The organism is Allobosea psychrotolerans (assembly GCF_002917105.1).
GTDB lineage: Bacteria > Pseudomonadota > Alphaproteobacteria > Rhizobiales > Beijerinckiaceae > Allobosea > Allobosea psychrotolerans.
Window position 1 is genome coordinate 221,324 of record NZ_PQFZ01000008.1, and the last position, 19,619, is coordinate 240,942.

Genomic DNA, 19,619 nt, shown 5'->3' on the forward strand with positions numbered 1-19,619 from the left:
TTCGCTGCCGCCATGCGGCGTTCAAGAGGTGGATGCTCGCCGCAGAGGCGGGCGTGACCGGGCGTGCCAGACAAGGCGCATCTGATGACGATCAGCACATCCATGCCTGCAGCGGTTGCACAGCCGCCCTCCACGGCGTTCCAGCATTCCGCCGATTTCACGCCGCGCTACTGGCTGTTCTCGCTACCGGCCGTACTCATCGTCGCCGGCGTGATCGTCTTCCCCTGGCTGTTCACGCTCTATATGTCGACGCAGGACTGGAAGATCGGCGGCGGGCCGGAATTCGTCGGCCTGCAGAATTTCGCCGAGCTCTTTCGCGATGCCCGCTTCATCGAATCGATGGGGCACACGGCCTATTTCACGATTCTGGCGGTGGTGCTGCCGATCCTCTTCGGCACGGCCGCGGCACTGGTCTTTCATCGCGAATTTCCGTTCCGGGGTTTGCTGCGCACCATCTTCGTGATGCCGATGATGGCGACGCCGGTCGCGGTCGCGCTGGTCTGGACGATGATGTTCCACCCGCAACTCGGCGTGCTGAACTATCTGCTCTCGACCATCGGCATCGGCCCGCAGAACTGGGTCTATGACCCGGGGACCGTGATTCCGACGCTGATCCTGGTCGAGGTCTGGCACTGGACGCCGCTGGTCATGCTGATCGTGCTCGGCGGCCTCGCCGGGTTGCCGCGCGAGCCCTATGAATCGGCGCTGATCGATGGCGCCAACAACTGGCACATGTTCCGCCACATCACCCTGCCTCTGGTCTGGCCCTTCATCATGGTCGCGATCGTGATCCGCACCATCGACGCGCTGAAGGCCTTCGACACGATCTTCGTGATCACCCAGGGCGGGCCGGGCACGGCGTCGGAGACGCTGAACATCTTCCTCTATCTGCAGGCCTTCCAGTTCTACAAGATCGGCTACGCCTCGGCCGTGGTGGTGATCTTCTTCGTGATGATCATCATGCTCTCGCTGCTGCTGCTCTATGCGCGCCAGAAGTCGAAGTGGGACGCGTGATGAAGCGCCTGGCAACCAAACTCGGCTTCTATGCCTCGGTCTTCGTGCTGGTCTCGCCGGCGGTGCTGGTCTTCCTCTGGATGATCTCGCTGTCGCTGAAGAACGAACTCGACAACACGGCGTTCCCGCCGGTGTTCATTCCCGATCCGCCGACGCTGAAGAACTATGTCGACGTCTTCGCGCAGAACAATTTCGCGCTCTATCTCTGGAACTCGATCCTGGTGACGGGCGGGGCCGTGCTGATCGGACTGCTGGTCGGCGTACCCGCGGGCTACGGCATAGCGCGGGGCAAGGCGACGAAGTTCGCGATCCTGATCCTGATTGCGCGGATGACGCCGGCGCTGTCCTATCTGATCCCGCTCTTCCTGCTCTTTCAGATCACCGGGCTGGTGGGCACGATCACCGCACTGGTGATCACCCATCTCGTCATCACCATCCCGATCATCGTCTGGATCATGATCGGTTATTTCGAGAATGTCCCCATGGAACTCGAAGACGCGGCGCGCATCGACGGCGCCACGACCTGGCAGGCCTTCCGCCATGTCGCATTGCCGCTGGCGCTGCCCGGCGTCACGATCGGCGGCATCCTCGCCTTCATCTTCTCCTGGAACAACTTCATCTTCTCCGTCGTGCTCGGCGGCAAGAACAGCCGTACCTTGCCCTCGGCGGTCTATAATTCGCTGACCTTTGAACAGATTTCGTGGGGGCCGCTGGCCGCGGCCGCGCTCCTTGTTACCCTGCCGGTTCTTCTCGTCACTGTCCTGGCGCAGCGCCAGATCGTCGCCGGTCTGTCGGCCGGAGGCCTCAAGGACGGGTAAATCACCCGTCCTGGCCTTGCGGCTTTTCTACGCTCAAACTAACATGTCAGTCCGTCATCTTCCTCGAAAGACAAGTTCCATGGCTCTCAATCCCGATCGTTTCGGCCTCTCCTGCGCCATCACCACGCCGATGCGGGAGGGCGGCGCCGTCGACCTGCCGCGCCTCGTCAGGCATGCGCGCCATGTCCTCGCCGAAGGCTGCGACAGCGTCACTTTGTTCGGCACCACCGGCGAGGGCGCGGCGCTCGGCCTGCCGGCGCGCACGGCGATGATGGGGGCGCTGATCGGGGCGGGCGTCGACCCGAACAAGCAGATCTATGCGGGCATCGCGGCGGCTTCGCTGCATGAGGCGGTCGAACAGGCGCGGCTGGCGCTCGACGCCGGAGCCAGGGGCCTCCTGGTCGCGCCGCCCTTCTACTTCAAGGGCGTCAGCGACGAAGGGCTCTATGCCTGGTTCTCGCAGTTCTTCGACAAGCTCGGCGCCTCCGCGCGCAACGCCATTCTCTATCACATCCCTTCGGTGACGGCGGTCAGCATCAGCGTCGGGCTGGTGCAGAAGCTGAAGACCGCGTTCCCGGGTGTCGTCACCGGCATCAAGGATTCGTCGGGCGATTATGCCAGCACGGAAGCGTTCCTGAAGGCGCATGGCGAACTCGCCATCCTGGTCGGCGACGAGCGGCAGCTCGCCCGGGCGGTGCGTGCGGGTGCGCAGGGCTCGATCTGCGGCGTCGCCAATCTCGTGCCGCATCTGCTGCGGCCGCTGGTCTACGAGGGAACCGACAGCCCGGTGGTGAACGCGCTGGTCGACGAGATCTGCAGCTATCCGGTGCTGGCGGCGGTGAAGGCCCTGGTCGGGCATGTGCATGGCGATGCCGGCTACGGCGCGATGCGCGCGCCGCTGGAAGCGCTTGACGACGGCCAGCGCAAGCGGCTCTTCGCCGCCTTCGACACGATCACGCGCGCCAAGGCGGCCTGAAACGAGGCGGCCCCAGGGAGGACAGGTTGAACCAGCCGGAGACCGAGCCCGAACGCGAGGCCGAGCCGCTGAAACTGCGGGAGCGGGCCTATGCCAGCTTCACCGAACGGTTGTTGGCGCGCGAGATCAAGCCCGGGCAGTTCGTGACCCAGCGCGAGCTCGTGGCGCTGACCGGCCTGCCCCTGGGGGCGATCCGCGAACTGATCCCTCGGCTCGAAGCCGAGGGATTGATCAAGACGGTGCCGCAGCGGGGCATGCAGGTCGCCCATGTCGACCTCAACCTGATCCGCAACGCCTTCCAGTTCCGGCTCTTCCTGGAAAAGGAGGCGACCGCCCTCTACGCGGCGAATGCGACCGATGCGGAAATCGCCGAGCAGCGCGAGCGGCACGAGGCGATCATCGCGCGCGCCGAGGCCGGCGGCGACGAGAGGCTGATCGAGGACGCCGAGGATGTCGACCGATTGATGCATGAGGCGATCATCGATCATCTCGACAACGACATCGTCTCGAAGGCCTTCCGCGTCACCTGGCTGAAGATCAGGCTGATCCGGCAATATGAGACGCGGATCCAGAACCACATCCTGGTGCCGGTGATGCGGGACCACCTCAAGATCATCACGGCGATCGAGGCACGCGACCCGGTGCGTGCCTCCGAGGAGATGAGCCTGCATATCGGCAATGCCCGGATGCGGGCGATGAACTACTGATGCGATACGAAGCCGGCTCATAAGAGGCGGCTTCACCCTATAGCGATCCGGACAACCGGACATTCTCGGGAGGAGCAAAGATCATGACCAGGCTGACCAAACGCGAGCTGCTCGCCGGCTCCGCGGCGCTTGCCGGAGCGAGCATCGCCATGCCGGCCGTCCTGCGGGCGCAAGCGATCGTACTGCGCTGGGCCGACGGCCAGGCGATGACGCATCCCTCGCCGCAAAGCGCGGTGAAGGCCGCCGCCGAGGTCAAGGAGAAGACCGGCGGGCGCATCGACATCCAGACCTTCCCGGCCGGCCAGCTCGGCTCGTCGCGAGACATGGTCGAGTCCGTCGCCAGCGGCGCCTTGACCATGGTGACGGAAGGGGCGGCGCAGCTCGGGCAGTTCGTGCCGCAGCTCTCGATCATCGAGGCGCCCTATCTCTGGCGCGATCCGGCGCATATGACGCGGGCGCTGAAGTCGCCCTTGATCGACGAACTCAACAAGGCCCTGGTCGAGAAGCGCGGCATGCGCGTCATCGGCGTGACCTATTACGGGGTCAGGCACCTGACCAGCGGCAAGCGCCCGATCAACTCGGTCGAGGACATGAAGGGCTTCAAGCTGCGGGTGCCGGAGGTCGACACCTTCCGCGCCATGGCCGAGGCCTGGGGCGCGCGGCCGACGCCGCTGAACTTCAGCGAGCTCTATCTCGCTTTGTCGCAGGGTGCGGTCGACGGCCAGGAGAACCCGCTGCCGACGATCCAGTCGGCCAAGCTCGCCGAGGTCCAGAAATACCTCGTCCTGACCGCGCATATCATCACGCCGCGCCTCGTCATCGTGAACGACGCCGCCTGGTCGAAACTCTCCGAGGCCGACCGCACCCTCGTCCGGGCCGCGATCGACACGGCCTCGGCCTGGCAGGACAAGGAGATCGTCACGCAGGAGAACGGGCTTGCCGAGAGCCTCGGCAAGAGCGGCATGATCGTGGTCAAGCCCGATCTGGAGAGCTTCCGCAAGCCGGTGCTGGCGTCGCTGCCGGCCAAGTTCGAAAGCAAATGGGGCAAAGGCCTGTGGGAGCGCATCGAGGCGCTGTAGCGCCAAGTTCGTTCTGAAAAGGCGCCGTCGTCCCGGCCGGAGCGAAGCGCAGACCCGGGATCCATTCCTGAAGCGCTCCGGAATGGATCCCGGCTCTCCCTCCGGTCGTCCGGGATGGCAGCCTCCGCAGAATGCGAGCCGCTCTTCCCTGGGAGTAAAAAACGCATGATCGCCTTCGCGCGCACGGTGTTCGACCGGGCCATGGAGATCCTCGCCGGTATCCTGATCGTGACGCTGCTCGTCTGCGTGACGCTGGGCATCGTCACGCGGGCGCTGGGCGATCCGCTGATCTGGACCGACGAGGTCTCGCGCTTCCTGATGCTCTGGGTCGCCGTCTGCGGCTGGGTCATCGCCAGCCGGCGGCAGGTCCATATCCGCATCCGCTTCTTCCATGACCTGCTGCCGCGGCAGGGCTGGCGGGCCGCCGAGACGGTGATGCAGATCGCCATGATCGTCTTCGGCCTGCTGGTCGGCTGGTACAGCATCCATCTCGTCGCCGTGAACCGCGATCTCGAGGCGACGACGGTGCCGATCTCGATGGGGCTGCTTTACGCCCCGATGGTCTTCGCCGGCTTCGTTACGGCTGTGCAGGGCCTGTTCGAACTCATCGCCAATCTCAGGAACTGGGCGGTCTCGCCCTATGAGCCGGCCGAGCCCCCGATCACCGGAGAGGTTCTGTGAGCACACTGATCTTCCAGATCTCGGGCGTCTGGCTGCTGTCGATTCTCGCCGGCTTCCCGCTCTTCGCCTCGATGGGGCTCGCCGCCTTCGCCTTCGTGGCGCTCGCCGATCTCTCGGCCTCGATCGTGCCGCAGAAGATGGCGCAGGCCATGAACGCCTTCCCGATCGTCGCAGCCCCGCTCTTCATCCTGATGGGTAACATCCTGGGCGCGGCCCGCATCACCGACCGGATCGTGGCGTTTGCGACCTCGGTGATCGGCTGGCTGCGCGGCGGCTATGCCCATGCCTCGATCCTGACCAGCATGATCTTCGCCGGCATGGTCGGCTCGGCTGTCGCCGATGCGGCAGGCTCGGGCGCAATCGAGATCAGGGCCATGAAGAAGGCCGGCTACCGGCCCGAGACGGCTGCCGCAATCACGGCTGCCGCGGCGACGATCGGCCCGATCATCCCGCCCAGCCTGCCGATGGTGATCTACGGTGTCACGGCCGATGTCTCGATCGGCCGGCTCTTCATCGGCGGCGTCATTCCCGGCGTCCTGATGGGGCTGTCGCTGATGGCGATGGTCATGCTGATCTCGAAGCGCCAGGGTTTCCGCAAGGAGCCGTTCAAGGGTTTTCGCGAGATCGGGCGCACCTTCGTCAGCGGCTTCTTCGCGCTGATGACGCCGCCCCTGATCCTGGGCGGCATGTTCTCCGGCATCTTCACGCCGACGGAAGCTGCCGCGGTCGCCTGCCTCTACGCGCTGTTCCTCGGCTTCTTCGTCTATCGCACCCTGGAGGTGAGGCAGCTCGGACCGATCCTTGTCGAGACCGTCGAGACCACCGGCCTCGTCATGGTCCTGGTCATGGCGGCGGGCGCGCTCGGCTGGTGCATGTCGATCTCGCGGGTGCCGCAGACGCTGACGCCGCTGATCGTCGAGACGATCAGGAATCCGCTGGTCTTCCTCCTGGTCTGCAACCTGATCTTGCTCCTGGTCGGCTGCTTCATGGAAGCACTGGCGGCGATGCTGATCCTGATCCCGATCCTGGTGCCGGCCGCGCATAGCTTCGGCATCGACCCGGTCCAGTTCGGTATCATCATGATCCTGAACCTGATCCTGGGCACGATCCATCCGCCGATCGGGGTGGTGCTCTTCGTGGTGACGCGGATCGCCAATGTCTCCTTCGAGACCATGTCGAAGGCGATCCTGCCCTGGATCGTGCCGCTGCTGGTCGTGCTCGTGGCGATCACGCTCTGGCCGCCGCTGACGACCTGGCTACCCAATCTGGTGATGGGCAAGTAAGGCGCTTCGCTCCTCGCAGGGGAGGGATGCTGTTTCGCGCCCTCGCGGCGGTGGTGCTGCGAGGGATATTGCTGGTTTCAACTCAGCATCAGACAATCTGTCAATCATATTGACAGGCAGGCTTCGCTTGGCCAATTTGTCGCCGCGATCAGGCGCGGGGCTTCGGCACCTGCCAGCGGATCGCGCATTCATGCGCCCCGCAGAGGGCGCTGCGATCCAGGGAGTCGAGCGATGAGCAGCAGCGGAAACGACACGGCCTCGGGCCGCATCAATCGGCGCCAGGCACTCGCCTTCGCGGCGGTGGGCGGCATCGCCATGCCCTTCGTGCTGCGCGATGCGGTGGCACAGGGCAAAGCGGTCAATGTCGGCGTGGTGATGCCGCTCTCGGGTGCCAATGCGCAGTTCGGCATCAATTCGCGCAATGGCGTCGAGCTCGTCGCCGACGAGATCAATGCGGCCGGCGGCATCAAGGCGCTCGGCGGCGCGCGCATCAACCTCGTCATCGCCGATTCGACCTCGACGCCGACAACGGCGGCCAATGTCGCCCAGCGCCTGCTGACCCAGAACGATGTCGTCGCGATTCTCGGCGCCTTCGCATCCTCGCTCACCATCGCGATTTCTGAAGTGACCGAGCGGCGCGGCGTGCCGCTGCTGACCATGTCCTTCTCCGACCAGATCACCGGGCGCGGCTTCGAGAACATCTTCCAGGTCGTCGCCAAGGCCTCCGTGCTCGGCAAGGCCCAGTTCGACGGTACGATGGCGCTTGCCGCCACCGCCGGCCAGAAGCTCGAGCGTATCGCGATCATGTATGAGGACACGGCCTATGGCACCTCGCAGGCGGCGGGCCTGCGCGAGGGCGCCAAGGCGGCGGGCGTCCAGATCGTGATGGACGACGCCTATCCGCTGGGGATCACCGATGTGACCCCGCTGATCAACAAGCTCAGGGCCTCGGGCGCGCAGGCAGTCTTCCCGGTCTCCTATCTCAACGACAGCCTGCAGATCATCCGCGCGATGCGTCAGCAGAAGATCGGCATTCCCGCGATCGGCGGTGCTGCCGGCTACGTCATCCCCGATTTCGAGAAGGGGCTCGGCGAGTTCGCCGAGGGCGTGCTCTCGATCGCGCCGGCCAATTACGACCTCGCCCCGGAGCTGACCGAGCGCTTCCGCAAGCGCTACGGCTATTTCATGGTCCATGAAGCGCTGGAGCACGCGGTCTGCATGGATGTGCTCGCCCAGGCGATCGAGACGGCGAAATCGACTGCCCCTGAGGCGCTGCGCAAGGTGCTGCACGGCACGAGGTTCGAAGCCGGCTGGACCAAGACGATGACGGGCGGCGCGGTGCAGTTCGACAAGACCGGGCTCAACACACTCTCCGTGCCGGTGATGGTGCAGTGGCGCAGCAAGGAGCTCGTCACCGTCTGGCCCTCCGACGTCGCCAAGGCCAAGGCGGTCTGGGCGTCCTGAGCGACGCCCAAGCCTGACTTAAAGCGAGATCGGAGAACGGAATGGCGGTGGTTCAGGCCATCCTCGACGGGTTGATGATCGGCGGCGTCTACGCCGTCATCTCGATCGGCTTGACGCTCGTCTTCGGAGTCATGGGCATCGTCAACTTCGCGCAGGCGGAGTTCCTGATGCTGGGCATGTTCGTGGCCTACTACGCCTGGGCGTGGCTCGGGCTCGACCCGCTGCTGGCGGCGCCGCTCGCCTTCGCCGTGGTCTTCGTGCTCGGCGCGGCGCTGCAGCATCTTCTGATCCGGCGCGTGCTGAAGGCGCCCGAGGTCGCGCAGATCTTCCTGACGGTCGGTCTGCTGATCGTGATGGAGAACGCGGCGCTGCTGATGTTCGGCTCCGGCTTCAAATCGGTTTCGACGCCTTACCAGACCGCCTCGCTCCAGCTCGGGCCGCTTTTCGTCAGCGTGCCCTATCTCGCGGCCTTCCTGATGTCGGTCGCCTCGGGGCTGGTGCTCTGGCTGTTCATGAAGCTGAGCTGGTTCGGCAAGGCGATGCGCGCGACCGCACAGGACCCGATGGCGGCCAAGCTCCTGGGCATCAACTCCGACCGCATGCATATGCTGGCCTTTGCGCTCGGCGTCGGGCTGACCGCCTTCGGCGGCGCGGTGATCCTGCCCTATCTGACGGCCTCGCCGACGGTTGGCGGCCAGTTCGTCGTGCTGATGTTCACGGTCGTGGTGCTGGGCGGTCTGGGGTCGGTCGCGGGCGCGGTGGTCGGCGGGTTCGCAGTCGGCATCATCCAGTCGCTCTCGGGGCTCGCCTTCCCGATCCAGTTGCAGAACCTCGTGCTCTTCGTCGTCTTCATCGGCGTGCTCGCCTTCCGGCCAAAGGGCCTGCTGGGGGCGGCCAGATGAGCCGCCTCTCTCCCATGCGCCTGATCCTGATCGCCGTGCTGCTGGCGGCCGCCATCGCGCTGCCCTTCGCCTTCGATCCGCGCGGCTATGCCATCCGCATCCTGTGCCTGGCGCTGCTCTTCGGGGCGATGGCGCAGGCCTGGAACATCGTGGCGGGCCTCGCCAACCAGGTCTCGCTCGGGCACGCCGCCTTCTTCGGCATCGGTGCCTACACCTCGACCTTGCTGCTGATCCATTTCGGGATCTCGCCCTGGCTCGGCATGATCGCCGGCGCGGTGCTCGGTGGTCTGGCGGCGCTCCTGATCAGCCTGCCGACGATGCGATTGCGCGGGCATTATTTCGCGCTGGCGACGCTCGCCTTCGGCGAGGTGATGCGCGTCATCGCCAATAGCTGGGGTGGGTTGACCGGCGGGCCGGTCGGCATCTCCGTGCCTTTCGCGCCGTCGAGCCTAGCCATGCTGCAGTTCAAGGAGACGCGGCCCTATTACTGGCTGATGCTGGCTGCGCTCATCGCCGTCACCGCGATCTTCGTCGCGATCCGGAAAAGCCGGCTGGGCTATCGGCTGCGCGCCATCAAGGAGAATGTCGACGCGGCCGAAGTCATCGGCATCGACACCACCCGGACCAAGATCATCGCGGCGGTGCTCTCCGGCGGACTGACGGCCTGCCTCGGCACGCTTTATGCGCAATTCCAGTATTTCTTCGATCCCGACACGGTCTTCGGCGTCGGCTCGATCTCGGTGCGCGTGGCGATGATTGCGATCGTCGGCGGCATCGGCACCGCGATCGGGCCGATCCTGGGCGCCTTCTTCGTGATTCCGCTGGAGGAGTTCGCCAACCAGATCTTCTCGGCGCAGGCGGCGGGCCTCTCGCAACTCGTCTTCGGCGTTCTGCTGGTCGTTGTCATCCTGGTCGAGCCGCGCGGCTTTGTCGCCATGGGCCAGCGCCTGGCGCGGCGCTTCCGCCGGGAGGACAGGTCATGACTGAAGCCCTGCTGCAGGTTTCCTGCATCTCCAAGCGCTTCGGCGGCCTGAAAGCGCTCTCGGATGTGTCTTTGACCGTGAATGCCGGCGAGATCGTCGGATTGATCGGCCCCAATGGCGCGGGCAAGACGACGCTGTTCAGCACGCTGGTCGGCTTGCACAAGCCCGACAGCGGCACGATCACGCTCGACGGGCGCGAACTTGTCGGCCTGAAGCCGCACAAGATCGCCGCGGCCGGCATGATCAAGACCTTCCAGAACGTCGCGCTCTTCCTCGATTCCTCGGTGCTCGACAATGTCCTGACCGGCGGGCTGCTGCGCCATTCGGTCGAGGACGCGCGCGATCTGGCGCGGCGCTGCCTCGAGCGCGTCGGCATCAGCGCGATCTCCGACAAGCTGGCACGCGATCTCTCCTTCCCGGAACGGGCCCGCGTCGAGGTGGCGCGCGCGCTCTGCACCCAACCGCGCGTGCTCCTGCTCGACGAGGCGATGGCGGCGCTCAACCACGTCGAGATGGACGAGTTCATGCGTCTGTTGCGCCAGCTTCGCGAGGAGGGGCTGACCTTGATCGTCGTCGAGCACCACATGCGCGCGATCATGTCGCTATGCGAGCGGCTCGTCGTGCTGAACTTCGGCCAGTTGATCGCGACCGGCACGCCGGCGCAGGTCTCGCACGATCCGGCTGTGGTGCAGGCCTATCTCGGCCGTTCGGCCGCGTGAGGGGAGGGCACACGCCATGACCACGGCCACCGCGCTTCTTGCGATCCGAAACCTCGATGCCGGCTATGACGGCGTCGCCGTGCTGCACGATATTGCGCTTTCGATGGATGCAGGTGAGTTCGTCTGCGTCATCGGCGCCAATACCGCCGGCAAGAGCACATTGCTGCGGACGATCTCCGGCCTCGTCGCCGCCAAGGGCAGCATCAGTTTCCAGGGCGAGGAACTGGTCGGCCGGCCCTCGCATAGGATCCCCGGCCTCGGCATCGCCCATGTGCCCGAGGGCAGACATGTCTTCCCCGAGATGAGCGTCGACGAGAATGTCACGCTCGGCGCCTATTCCGTGCGCGGCGCCTCCGATCTGGCGCAGCGGCGCGAGCGCGTGCTGGAGATGTTCCCGCGCCTGCGCGAGCGCCTGACGCAAGCCGCCGGCACCTTGTCGGGCGGCGAGCAGCAGATGGTCGCGATCGGCCGGGCGCTGATGCTGTCGCCGCGCCTGCTCCTGCTCGACGAGCCCAGCCATGGGCTCGCGCCCAAGGTCGTCGACGAGTTGCACGACACCTTCCTGACGGTGAGCCGGACCGGCACGGCGATTCTGCTGGTCGAGCAAAACACCACGCTCGCACTCTCGGTCGCCAGCCGAGGCTATGTGCTCGAATCCGGCCGCATCGTGCTTGCCGGCACGAGCGCCGAACTCTCCGATAACGACGCTGTCCGCAGCGCCTATCTCGGCCTGTGACATTCACCAAAGGAGCCAAGACATGTCCCGCAACGAACAGTTCGAAAAGGGCCTGAAGGTCCGCCGCAAGGTGCTAGGCGCCGAGTACGTCGATGGCAGCCTCGCCAAGGCCGACGACTTCATGATGGCCTTCCAAGAGATCACCACCGAATGGTGCTGGGGATATGCCTGGACGCGGCCGGGCCTAGAGCACAAGACACGCTCGATGCTGAACCTCGCCATGCTGACGGCGCTGGGCAAGCCCGCCGAGCTCAAGCTCCACGTCAAGGGCGCGCTGGCGAACGGCGTCACCGTGGACGAGATCAAGGAGATTCTGCTCCACGCTACGGTCTATTGCGGCATCCCCGCCGGCCTCGACGCTTTCAAGGCGGCCCATGAGGTACTCAAGGCGGAAGGCGCGGTTCCGGCTGGGACGTGAACCAGCAGGCGCGCTCGACGCGCTGACACGATCTCGACCGTCATCCTGGGCGCCCGTAGGGCGTCCGGGATCCATCGGAGGGCGCTGAACTCTGCGATGGATCCCGGCCTTCGCGGAGTTCATCCTTGGGCCGATCGAAGATCGGACCCAAGGGCTGCGGCCAGGATGACAGGCTAGGTTCCGATGCTGGTGCAGGACCAGTAACCCAGGAGAGTCCGCCATGCGGCTATGGGACGTCTACGCGCTGCGCTACGCCGTGCATGAGCGCACCGCGCTGGAGAATTTCCTGCGGCCGCCCGACCCGCATGATGTGCCGATGTCGATGGATTATTTCGTCTGGGTGCTGCGCTCGCAGGGCCGGGCGATCGTCGTCGATACCGGCTTCACGCCCGAAGGCGGGGCGAAGCGCAAGCGCGAATTGATCCGGCCGGTCGAGGCGGCGCTGCGACAGCTCGGCGTCGAGCCCGGCGATGTCGGCGATGTCGTGATCACGCATCTGCACTACGACCATGCCGGAAATCTCGACCTCTTCCCGAAGGCGATGTTTCATCTCCAGGATGCGGAAATGTCCTTCGCGACCGGGCGGCATATGTGCCAGGCCTGCCTGCGCTATCCCTTCGAGGTCGAGGATGTCGTGCGCATGGTCCGTGCGGTCTATGCCGAGCGCGTCGAATTCCATGATGGCGATGCCGAGATCGCCGAGGGCGTGACCCTGCACAAGGTCGGCGGCCATAGCGCCGGCCTGCAGATGGTGCGGGTCGAGACGGCGCGCGGGCCGGTCGTGCTCGCCAGCGACGCGGCGCATTTCTATGCCAATATGGAGCGGCAGAACCCGTTCCCGATCTATTACGACCTTGGCGCGCTGGCGCAGGGCTGGCGGGCGGCAAAACGCCTCGCCGGAGCCGAGGAGCGCGTCATTCCCGGCCACGATCCGCTGGTGCGATTGAATTATCCCGCCCATCCCGGTTCGGATGGCGAGACGGCGATCTTGCATCTCGATCCGGTGACCTGAGCCTGGTCGGGCTGAGAGGTCGCCGCGTCATTCCGGGGCCCCGTAGGGGCGAGCCGGGAACCCAGAACCGCAGGTGGCGATGAGATAAGCGGTGCCGATGACGGCGCCTGATTCCCGGCTCCATCGGTTCTGGGTTCCGGGCTCTACGCTTCGCATAGCCCCGGAATGACGGAGTGGTTCCAAGTCACACCATCAGACTCAAGCGGCGATATGGTCGAGCGCCGCGACGAGATGCGGCCGGAACAGGTCGGGGTTCTCGCACATCGGGAAATGGCCGAGCCCGTCCATGACGCGCAGGGCCGCGCCGGGCATGAGGGCGGCGAGCTTTTGCCCGTCCTCAGGCGTTGCCGAATAATCATAGGTGCCGCAGAGCAGCGCGACCGGCGTGCGCTTCGTGTCGATGCGCGGGGCGATGAGCGCACCGTCGAACTCCTCGCTGTAGAAGGCGAGGTCGCCCGAATAGATCTCCGGCGCGCCTTGCGAATAGATCCAGGCGGCGCGGCGGCGCTGGTCGAGCGGGCTCGTCGGGCTCATCAGGCCGCGCACGAAAGACGAATTGTGCAGTCCGGCATGGATGCCGACATGGTGCTGATAGGGGTTGCGCCGGCCCTTCGACTGGAAGGGCGGCTCGATCGCGACCACCCCGGCGACGAGGTCGGGCCGCTCCGCCGCGAGCAACAGCGCCATCGCCGCGCCCATCGAGCCGCCGGCGACGACGACCTTGTCCCCGGCGATTTGCTCGATGATCGCCACGCACCAACCGAGATAGCGCGCGGCGTTCAGGCGATAGGGCTCGCCCCGCCAGCCCATTGGGGGCATCGAGCGGCCATGGAACGGCATGTCGGGGGCGATCATGCGCCAGGAGCGCCCGAGCCCGATATCGGCGAGCTGGCCATGGAACTGGCGCGCATCGGCGCCGGCCGTATGCAGGAACAGGATCGGCACGCCGCTGCCGGCGCTTTCGACGAAGAGATCGCAGGGACCTTCCGCCGTCTCGAGGCGGTGATAGCGGCTCGCGACCTGCCTGAGATCGCGCGGGACTTCTGTCGCCGGTGCGGGCTCGCTGGCCGCGACCTGCTCGAACAGGCGCTCGAGCACCGGGCGGGCGCGGGCGATCTGCAGCGGGTCCCCCGTCAGCGTGAAGTCCGGGTTGGCGATCGCAAAGGCGGTGAAGGCATGGAAGCGCGGCGGGGGCGGTGAGGCCAGCGCCTGGTCCCAGGCCTCGGGCGCGGCGGCCAGCACGATATCCGCAGGGGCGTCAGTCGCCAGGAACAAGGGCTCACCGGCATCGAGGCGCAGCACGAGCGCATCGCCGCCGTTTTCGAGCCGCAGGCTCGCCTGCAGGCCGGGGCCGAGACGCCGCAGTTCCGGGTCGGTTGCGGCGGCTTCGAGGCGCTCGCGCAGGCGCGCCAGGCTCATCCCTGTACGGGCCCATTGTCGAAGGCCTCGGCGAGGTAGCGGTAGATCTCGGTGTGGTCGGCGTCGGGCTTGAGCTTGCCCTTGGCCTCCTCCCACAGCCTCGCCACCGCCGCGATCTGCGGAATGCCGAGGCCGAGATGCGTGGCGAGATCGGCGGCGATGCGCAGATCCTTGGCCATCAGCGCGAAGGAGAAGCCGGAGTTGAACGCCTCAGAGATGACAAAGGGCTTCATCTTCACTTCAGTCGAGTTGTTGCGGCCGGTGGAGGCGTTGAGCACATCGACGATGGTGTCGGGCTTCAGGCCAAAACTGCGCCCGACCAGCAGGGCCTCGGAAGCGGCGATCAGCCCGGCTGCGGAGACATAGTTGTTCAGCGCCTTCATCGCATGGCCCGAGCCTGTCGGGCCGGTGGCGAAGATCGACTTGCCCATTGCCTGCAGGATCGGCCCGGCGCGCTCGACTTCCACTTCGGGGCCGCCGGCCATGATGGCGAGCGAGCCGTCGATGGCGCGCTTGACGCCGCCTGAGACCGGGGCGTCGAGCAAGGGCAAGCCAAATGGCGCGAGCTCGGCGGCGAGGCTGGTCGTGTCGGTCGGGGCCGAGGAGCTCATGTCGATGATCAGCGTGCCCTTGGGCAGGCGGGGCGCGATGCCGTTGGCGCCGAGCAGCACGTCGCGCACGATCTTGCCGTTGGGTAGCATGGTGATGATCGCGCTCGCGCCTTTGGCGGCCTGCGCGGCATCGGCGAAGGCCTTGCCGCCGCCCTGCTCGAAGAGGGCGCGCGCCGTCTCGGAGGGGTCGGCGCCATGGACCTGGAAGCCGGCAAGGATGAGCCGCGCCGCCATGGGCAGACCCATCTGGCCGAGCCCGATCAGGGCGATGATGGCGGGTGGGGCGATCGGCGCGCTTTGGATTGCATCCGGCATGGGCTTTCCAGTCTCCTCGATCCGACAGTTCCGCACGGCGCAGGTCAGGCGCGTCGTCGCCGGCTCCTCGTCAGTTGGCGGCAAGATGTGCAGGCAAGCAGACAATCTGTCAATCTTGATTGACGCGCCTCGGCCATGCCGAAGGCGCCGTCAGGCCTTGCCGTTATGCGTCTCGCCGGGCTCGGCCTTGGCCAGGACGGCGAGCGCCACATGGGCAGCCATCTCGATATGGCGCTTGCAGGCGGCCTCGGCGCGATCGCCGGAGCGGGTCTTGATGGCCTCGAAAATCTCGCGGATCTCCGCGACGCTGTTCGCGAGCCGCCCGGTCTGGGTCATCGAGGTGACGCGCAGCAGCGTGATGCGATTATGCAGCATCGTCAGCGACTGCTTCACGAAGGTGTTGCCGGCGCCGTTCATCAGCACGGCATAGAAGCGGGTCTTGGCGGCCACGAGTTCGGCGCGATCCTCGCCCAGCGCAGCGGTCGCGAAACGCTCGACGGCGAGGCGCAGCTCCTCGATCGCTTCGTCGCTGCCATGCTCGGCGAAACCGCGCCCGGCGAAGCCCTCGAGCAGAGCGCGCACCTCATAGAGCTGGCGCGCTTCCTCATACGTAATCGAGCTCACCTCCGGGCCGCGATGGGGAATGGTGATTACGAGGCCCTCTGCCTCGAGCTGGCGCAGCGCCTCGCGCACCGATGTGCGCCCGACACCGATCTGCTCGCAAAGCTCACGCTCGATCAGGCGCTGGCCGGGCTTGAAATGGCCCGAGGCGATCGCCGTGCGCAGGCGGTCTTCGACCAGGAGGCGCAAGGTCGCTGCCTGGCGGGGAATCTGGAGGTTCATCGTGCTCATCACGGAGTCTTCGCCTTCGCCTGAACATCAGTCAATCGTCTGTGTGCGCCTGTGACCGCTCGAGACGGCTTGACAGCAATTTTGACTGATTGTCTGATAGCAGGCAAATCCGAGCAGGCGGAAGCCAGACTTCCTGACGGGCAAGGCGAACTGCCGGAGCCCAAAAGCTTGCCGACACCAAGGAGGACAGGATGCTTCGCCCCTTCAAGGCGCTGATCGCGCTCGCCGCGCTGCTCGCGCCGGCAGCTGCCTCGGCTCAGACCTACCCGACACGCCCGGTCACCATGATCGTGCCCTTCGCGCCCGGAGGCACCACCGACATCCTGGCGCGCATCGTCGCCGAGACCATGGGGCGGGAGCTCGGCCAGAACGTGCTGGTCGAGAATGTCGGCGGGGCGGGCGGGAGAACCGGGACCGAGCGCGTCGTCAAGGCGCAGGCTGACGGCTACATCATCCTGTTCGGCAATATGGGGCCGATGGCGGCGAGCAAGGCGCTGTTCAAGGACCAGCGCTACGACCCGCGCAGCGATCTCGCGCCGATCGGGCTCGTCTCCGACGTGCCGATGGTGCTCGCTGCCAGCAAGGCGAGTGGCGTCACCGATCTGAAGGGCCTCCTCGCCAGGATGCGCGAGAAGGGCGAGGCCGTGACCTTCGGCACGGCGGGTTATGGCGCGACCTCCGACATGGCGCCCAATCTCCTGCTCCACCAGACCAAGCTCAAGGCGACGATCGTGCCCTATCAGGGCGCGGGGCCGGCGATCCGCGATCTCACCGGCGGCTTCGTCGATGCCGTCATCGACCAGACGGTGACGATGCTGCCGATCCATCAGGGCGGGCTCGTCACGGCGCTGGCGGTGAGCGGACCCAGGCGCATTCCGCAAGCGCCCGACCTGCCGACCTTCACCGAGGCGGGGCTACCCGAATTCGGCATGACGGTCTGGAACGCGATCAGCGTGCCCAAGGCGACGCCCGGGCCTGTCATCGACAGGCTGATCGCTGCGCTCGACGCCACCTTCGAGACGGCCTCGGTGCAGAAGCGCTTCGAGGAGCTGGCCGTGCCGATCCCGCCCAGGGAGGAGCGCGGCCCCGCCGCGCTGCAGAAGCTGGTCGATGCCGAGGTCGCGCGCTGGGCCGAAATCTTCAAGGACGGCGCGGCGAAGCCATAGACCAGCATCACATCGGCCCCAGAGTCCCTAACGCCTCTAGACCGGCGTTGTTACACCCGGTGTTGCGCTGAAGCGCGGCGCCGGGTGTTTTGCATGCCCGAAACTTCGCACGCAGGCGGGTTGCGCAGGCGGCTGCGATTGCGATTTCACGCCTGTGGAAGCGGCGTCGCGGCAAGAGCTCATCTTGCAATTGGTATTCTAGAGGGCTAGCCTTCGATGAGACCACTCCGGGCAAGGCCATAGGCCGCCCGATGCATTCGGTAGGGGAGTTGAGGCATGGCGCGTTTTCTGACCACCACGGCGCTGGCGCTGACCATGGGGCTCGCTGCGGCGGCGCTTCTGCCGGCGCCATCGCGGGCGCAGGTCCTGCAGGCTGCGGTCGATGCCTCGCCCGCCGGTCTCGACCCGCATATCATCACGGCTTTCAGCTCCTTCCAGGTGGTGAACGGCACGATCTATGAGGGCCTGACCGGGATCGACAAGGATCTGCGCGTGGTGCCGGCCCTGGCACAGTCCTGGACGCTCTCCAGCGACGGCAAGAGCTATGTCTTCAAGCTGGTCTCGGGCGCGACCTTCCATGACGGCAAGCCGCTGGAGGCGGCCGATGTCGTCGCGAGCCTCAACCGCGTGCTTTCCAAGGACATCGCCTCGCCATTGGCGAGCCGTCTCGCGGCGATGGAGAAGGCGAGCGCCGTCGATGCCGGCACCGTCCAGGTCACGCTGAAGGAGCCGTCGGCACCCTTCCTGACCGCGCTGGCCTCGATCGGGATCGTGCCGCGCGCCTTCGAGACCAACAAGGACGGGTTGCAGCGCCAGCCTGTCGGTACAGGCCCGTTCAAGTTCAAGGAATGGCAGCCCAACGGCTTCATCGAACTGGAGAAGCATGCGGGTTACTGGAACAAGGGCCAGCCCAAGCTCGACGGGGTGAAGTTCAACATCATCCCGGAATCGGCGACGCGTCAGGTCGGGCTGTCGAGCGGCCAATATGCGCTGCTGCCGAATATCGACGCCGCCACGGCCCTGCAGCTCAAGGGCCGGCCGAACGTCAAGATCGCCGACACGCTGGAGCTTGCCTACACGCTCGTCGGCATGAACACCTCCAAGCCGCCCTTCGACAATGCGAAGGTGCGCGAGGCGCTGAACTACGCGCTGAACCGGCAGGAGATCGTCCAGGCCGCGCTCTTCGGTGCCGGCGTTCCTGGCGGGCCGCTCTCGCCGGCGCTGAAGGAATGGGCGCTCGACGTGAAGGAGTTCCCCTGCTTCACGCCCTCTGCCACCAAGGCGCAGGAGCTGCTCAAGGCCGCCGGCATCACGACACCGGTTGCGGTGACGCTGCTCGTGCTGCCGCGCCAGGATATTCGCGACATCGCCCAGGTCGTACAGGCGCAGCTCAACAAGGCCGGCTTCAAGGCCGAGCTGAAGATCCCCGAGCTCGGCCAGTTCGTGCAGGATTGGCGCAACTCGAATTTCGACGCCTTCGTCTCGACCAATGCCGGCTCGATCGATCCGGACGATTATTTCTACCGGACCTTCCGCACGGCCGGCTCGACCAATGTGTTCAAATACTCGAACCCCGAGATCGACGGCTTGCTCGATGCGGCCCGCATCGAGACCGATCAGGCGAAGCGGAAGGCGTCCTATAACCGGGTGCAGTCGCTCCTGACCTGTGACGGCCCAGCCGCTTTCATGACCTATGGCCAGCTCTTCACCGCCATGCGTACGAATGTGAGCGGGTTCGACATCGTCGCGAACCGCTCGCTGTTCTCGCTCGCCACGACGACGCAGGCGCGGTGAAGCAGGGTTGACACATTCGGCGCTGACAATAGCCGAGCCCGTGCTGCTTCATGGATTAATGGGTTCTCTTGGAAACACGCCGTCATCCTGGACAAGCGGCGTAGCCGCGCAGCTCCGGGATCCATCGGAGAGCTCCGGAGCCCTCCGATGGATCCCGGGACTTCGCTGCGCGAAGCCCAGGATGACTGCGCGTGTTTTATAAGCCATGAGCTTCATCCGCTCCCGCGCGCTTGATCTAGCCGTCGTTTTGTTTGGCGTGTCTGTTCTGACCTTCCTGATGATCCGGCTGATTCCGGGTGATGCGGTTGCGATCATGCTCGGGGCCAATACCGAGGTGACGCCCGATCGGGTCGCCGCGCTGCGCAGCCGGATCGGGCTCGATCAGCCGGTGGTGCTGCAGTATTTCAGCTGGCTCGGCGGCGTGCTGAGCGGCGATCTCGGCGTGTCGCTGTGGACCCGGCGGCCGGTCTCGGAGGAGATCGCGGGCCATATGTGGCCGACGATCCAGCTCACCGTGCTGGCGCTGTTCGTGGGAGCGGGCCTGTCGCTGCCGCTGGGCGTGCTGATGGCGCGGCTGCGCGGCAAGGCCTGGGACACCGCCTTGCGGATCGGCTCGGTGGCGGGGCTCACCATCCCCTCCTTCTGGCTCGGCATCATGATGATCCTGGCG

20 protein-coding genes are annotated in these 19,619 nt (G+C 66.0%); 17 read left to right on the plus strand and 3 right to left on the minus strand.

Annotated features, from left to right (window positions below; all coding sequences use genetic code 11):
• Positions 1-84: 84 nt before the first annotated feature.
• The 14 genes from CYD53_RS15845 to CYD53_RS15910 all read left to right on the plus strand — a co-directional run bounded on the left by CYD53_RS15845 (position 85) and on the right by CYD53_RS15910 (position 12,792).
• A complete protein-coding gene (locus CYD53_RS15845; RefSeq protein ID WP_103719089.1) occupies positions 85-1,014 on the plus strand; it encodes a carbohydrate ABC transporter permease in 930 nt (309 codons plus the stop codon).
• Entirely contained in the window at positions 1,014-1,832 is an 819-nt protein-coding gene (locus CYD53_RS15850) for a carbohydrate ABC transporter permease (RefSeq protein WP_103719050.1), read from the plus strand. The genes CYD53_RS15845 and CYD53_RS15850 overlap by 1 nt, the downstream gene beginning before the upstream one ends.
• A 79-nt stretch (positions 1,833-1,911) precedes the next feature.
• Entirely contained in the window at positions 1,912-2,808 is an 897-nt protein-coding gene (locus CYD53_RS15855; protein WP_103719051.1) for a dihydrodipicolinate synthase family protein, read from the plus strand.
• Positions 2,809-2,834: 26 nt separating this feature from the next.
• Positions 2,835-3,515 (plus strand): GntR family transcriptional regulator, encoded by a 681-nt coding sequence (locus CYD53_RS15860; protein ID WP_092175327.1) that lies wholly within the window; start codon positions 2,835-2,837, stop codon positions 3,513-3,515.
• 83 nt (positions 3,516-3,598) lie between these two features.
• The gene (locus CYD53_RS15865; RefSeq protein WP_103719052.1) at positions 3,599-4,594 is read left to right on the plus strand and encodes a sialic acid TRAP transporter substrate-binding protein SiaP; all 996 of its coding nucleotides are present in this window, start codon (positions 3,599-3,601) and stop codon (positions 4,592-4,594) included.
• 165 nt (positions 4,595-4,759) lie between these two features.
• Positions 4,760-5,275 (plus strand): TRAP transporter small permease, encoded by a 516-nt coding sequence (locus tag CYD53_RS15870; protein ID WP_181011894.1) that lies wholly within the window; start codon positions 4,760-4,762, stop codon positions 5,273-5,275.
• A complete protein-coding gene (locus CYD53_RS15875) occupies positions 5,272-6,558 on the plus strand; it encodes a TRAP transporter large permease (protein WP_103719054.1) in 1,287 nt (428 codons plus the stop codon). Before CYD53_RS15870 ends, CYD53_RS15875 begins: the two co-directional genes overlap by 4 nt.
• Positions 6,559-6,789: 231 nt before the next feature.
• Positions 6,790-8,022 carry an ABC transporter substrate-binding protein gene (locus CYD53_RS15880; protein ID WP_103719055.1) on the plus strand — a complete coding sequence of 411 codons (1,233 nt, stop codon included), beginning with the start codon at positions 6,790-6,792 and terminating at the stop codon, positions 8,020-8,022.
• Positions 8,023-8,063: 41 nt separating this feature from the next.
• Positions 8,064-8,924: a branched-chain amino acid ABC transporter permease gene (locus CYD53_RS15885; protein ID WP_103719056.1), complete on the plus strand. Its 861-nt coding sequence runs from the start codon at positions 8,064-8,066 to the stop codon at positions 8,922-8,924.
• Positions 8,921-9,907, plus strand: a complete 987-nt coding sequence (locus tag CYD53_RS15890; protein ID WP_103719057.1) for a branched-chain amino acid ABC transporter permease — start codon at positions 8,921-8,923, stop codon at positions 9,905-9,907. Before CYD53_RS15885 ends, CYD53_RS15890 begins: the two co-directional genes overlap by 4 nt.
• Entirely contained in the window at positions 9,904-10,626 is a 723-nt protein-coding gene (locus tag CYD53_RS15895; protein WP_103719058.1) for an ABC transporter ATP-binding protein, read from the plus strand. Before CYD53_RS15890 ends, CYD53_RS15895 begins: the two co-directional genes overlap by 4 nt.
• 16 nt (positions 10,627-10,642) lie before the next feature.
• On the plus strand, positions 10,643-11,362 hold the full coding sequence (locus tag CYD53_RS15900) for an ABC transporter ATP-binding protein (protein WP_103719059.1): 720 nt from the start codon (positions 10,643-10,645) through the stop codon (positions 11,360-11,362).
• 22 nt (positions 11,363-11,384) lie between these two features.
• Positions 11,385-11,780: a carboxymuconolactone decarboxylase family protein gene (locus CYD53_RS15905; RefSeq protein ID WP_103719060.1), complete on the plus strand. Its 396-nt coding sequence runs from the start codon at positions 11,385-11,387 to the stop codon at positions 11,778-11,780.
• Positions 11,781-12,000: 220 nt separating this feature from the next.
• A complete protein-coding gene (locus tag CYD53_RS15910; protein WP_103719061.1) occupies positions 12,001-12,792 on the plus strand; it encodes an N-acyl homoserine lactonase family protein in 792 nt (263 codons plus the stop codon).
• 198 nt (positions 12,793-12,990) lie between these two features.
• Here the strand turns inward: CYD53_RS15910 and CYD53_RS15915 are convergent, their stop codons facing one another.
• From CYD53_RS15915 to CYD53_RS15925, 3 genes are all read right to left on the minus strand, one after another.
• Complete coding sequence (locus CYD53_RS15915; protein WP_103719062.1) at positions 12,991-14,211, minus strand: alpha/beta fold hydrolase; 1,221 nt, start codon at positions 14,209-14,211, stop codon at positions 12,991-12,993.
• On the minus strand, positions 14,208-15,137 hold the full coding sequence (locus CYD53_RS15920; protein ID WP_103719063.1) for an NAD(P)-dependent oxidoreductase: 930 nt from the start codon (positions 15,135-15,137) through the stop codon (positions 14,208-14,210). The genes CYD53_RS15915 and CYD53_RS15920 overlap by 4 nt, the downstream gene beginning before the upstream one ends.
• Before the next feature lie 150 nt (positions 15,138-15,287).
• The gene (locus tag CYD53_RS15925) at positions 15,288-15,989 is read right to left on the minus strand and encodes a GntR family transcriptional regulator (RefSeq protein WP_103719064.1); all 702 of its coding nucleotides are present in this window, start codon (positions 15,987-15,989) and stop codon (positions 15,288-15,290) included.
• 191 nt (positions 15,990-16,180) lie between these two features.
• Between CYD53_RS15925 and CYD53_RS15930 the strand changes: the two genes are divergently transcribed.
• From CYD53_RS15930 to CYD53_RS15940, 3 genes are all read left to right on the plus strand, one after another.
• On the plus strand, positions 16,181-17,155 hold the full coding sequence (locus CYD53_RS15930; RefSeq protein WP_103719065.1) for a tripartite tricarboxylate transporter substrate-binding protein: 975 nt from the start codon (positions 16,181-16,183) through the stop codon (positions 17,153-17,155).
• 276 nt (positions 17,156-17,431) lie between these two features.
• A complete protein-coding gene (locus CYD53_RS15935; RefSeq protein ID WP_103719066.1) occupies positions 17,432-18,949 on the plus strand; it encodes an ABC transporter substrate-binding protein in 1,518 nt (505 codons plus the stop codon).
• A gap of 205 nt (positions 18,950-19,154) precedes the next feature.
• A partial coding sequence (locus CYD53_RS15940) for an ABC transporter permease (RefSeq protein ID WP_146055935.1) occupies positions 19,155-19,619 on the plus strand: 465 nt, incomplete at its 3' end.

Coding starts and splice junctions, on each gene's coding strand:
- CYD53_RS15845 (WP_103719089.1), top strand. CDS start 85: ATGACGATCAGCACATCCATGCCTGCAGCGGTTGCACAGCCGCCCTCC.
- CYD53_RS15850 (WP_103719050.1), top strand. CDS start 1,014: ATGAAGCGCCTGGCAACCAAACTCGGCTTCTATGCCTCGGTCTTCGTG.
- CYD53_RS15855 (WP_103719051.1), top strand. CDS start 1,912: ATGGCTCTCAATCCCGATCGTTTCGGCCTCTCCTGCGCCATCACCACG.
- CYD53_RS15865 (WP_103719052.1), top strand. CDS start 3,599: ATGACCAGGCTGACCAAACGCGAGCTGCTCGCCGGCTCCGCGGCGCTT.
- CYD53_RS15870 (WP_181011894.1), top strand. CDS start 4,760: ATGATCGCCTTCGCGCGCACGGTGTTCGACCGGGCCATGGAGATCCTC.
- CYD53_RS15880 (WP_103719055.1), top strand. CDS start 6,790: ATGAGCAGCAGCGGAAACGACACGGCCTCGGGCCGCATCAATCGGCGC.
- CYD53_RS15885 (WP_103719056.1), top strand. CDS start 8,064: ATGGCGGTGGTTCAGGCCATCCTCGACGGGTTGATGATCGGCGGCGTC.
- CYD53_RS15890 (WP_103719057.1), top strand. CDS start 8,921: ATGAGCCGCCTCTCTCCCATGCGCCTGATCCTGATCGCCGTGCTGCTG.
- CYD53_RS15895 (WP_103719058.1), top strand. CDS start 9,904: ATGACTGAAGCCCTGCTGCAGGTTTCCTGCATCTCCAAGCGCTTCGGC.
- CYD53_RS15900 (WP_103719059.1), top strand. CDS start 10,643: ATGACCACGGCCACCGCGCTTCTTGCGATCCGAAACCTCGATGCCGGC.
- CYD53_RS15905 (WP_103719060.1), top strand. CDS start 11,385: ATGTCCCGCAACGAACAGTTCGAAAAGGGCCTGAAGGTCCGCCGCAAG.
- CYD53_RS15910 (WP_103719061.1), top strand. CDS start 12,001: ATGCGGCTATGGGACGTCTACGCGCTGCGCTACGCCGTGCATGAGCGC.
- CYD53_RS15915 (WP_103719062.1), bottom strand. CDS start 14,211: ATGAGCCTGGCGCGCCTGCGCGAGCGCCTCGAAGCCGCCGCAACCGAC.
- CYD53_RS15920 (WP_103719063.1), bottom strand. CDS start 15,137: ATGCCGGATGCAATCCAAAGCGCGCCGATCGCCCCACCCGCCATCATC.
- CYD53_RS15925 (WP_103719064.1), bottom strand. CDS start 15,989: ATGAGCACGATGAACCTCCAGATTCCCCGCCAGGCAGCGACCTTGCGC.
- CYD53_RS15930 (WP_103719065.1), top strand. CDS start 16,181: ATGCTTCGCCCCTTCAAGGCGCTGATCGCGCTCGCCGCGCTGCTCGCG.
- CYD53_RS15935 (WP_103719066.1), top strand. CDS start 17,432: ATGGCGCGTTTTCTGACCACCACGGCGCTGGCGCTGACCATGGGGCTC.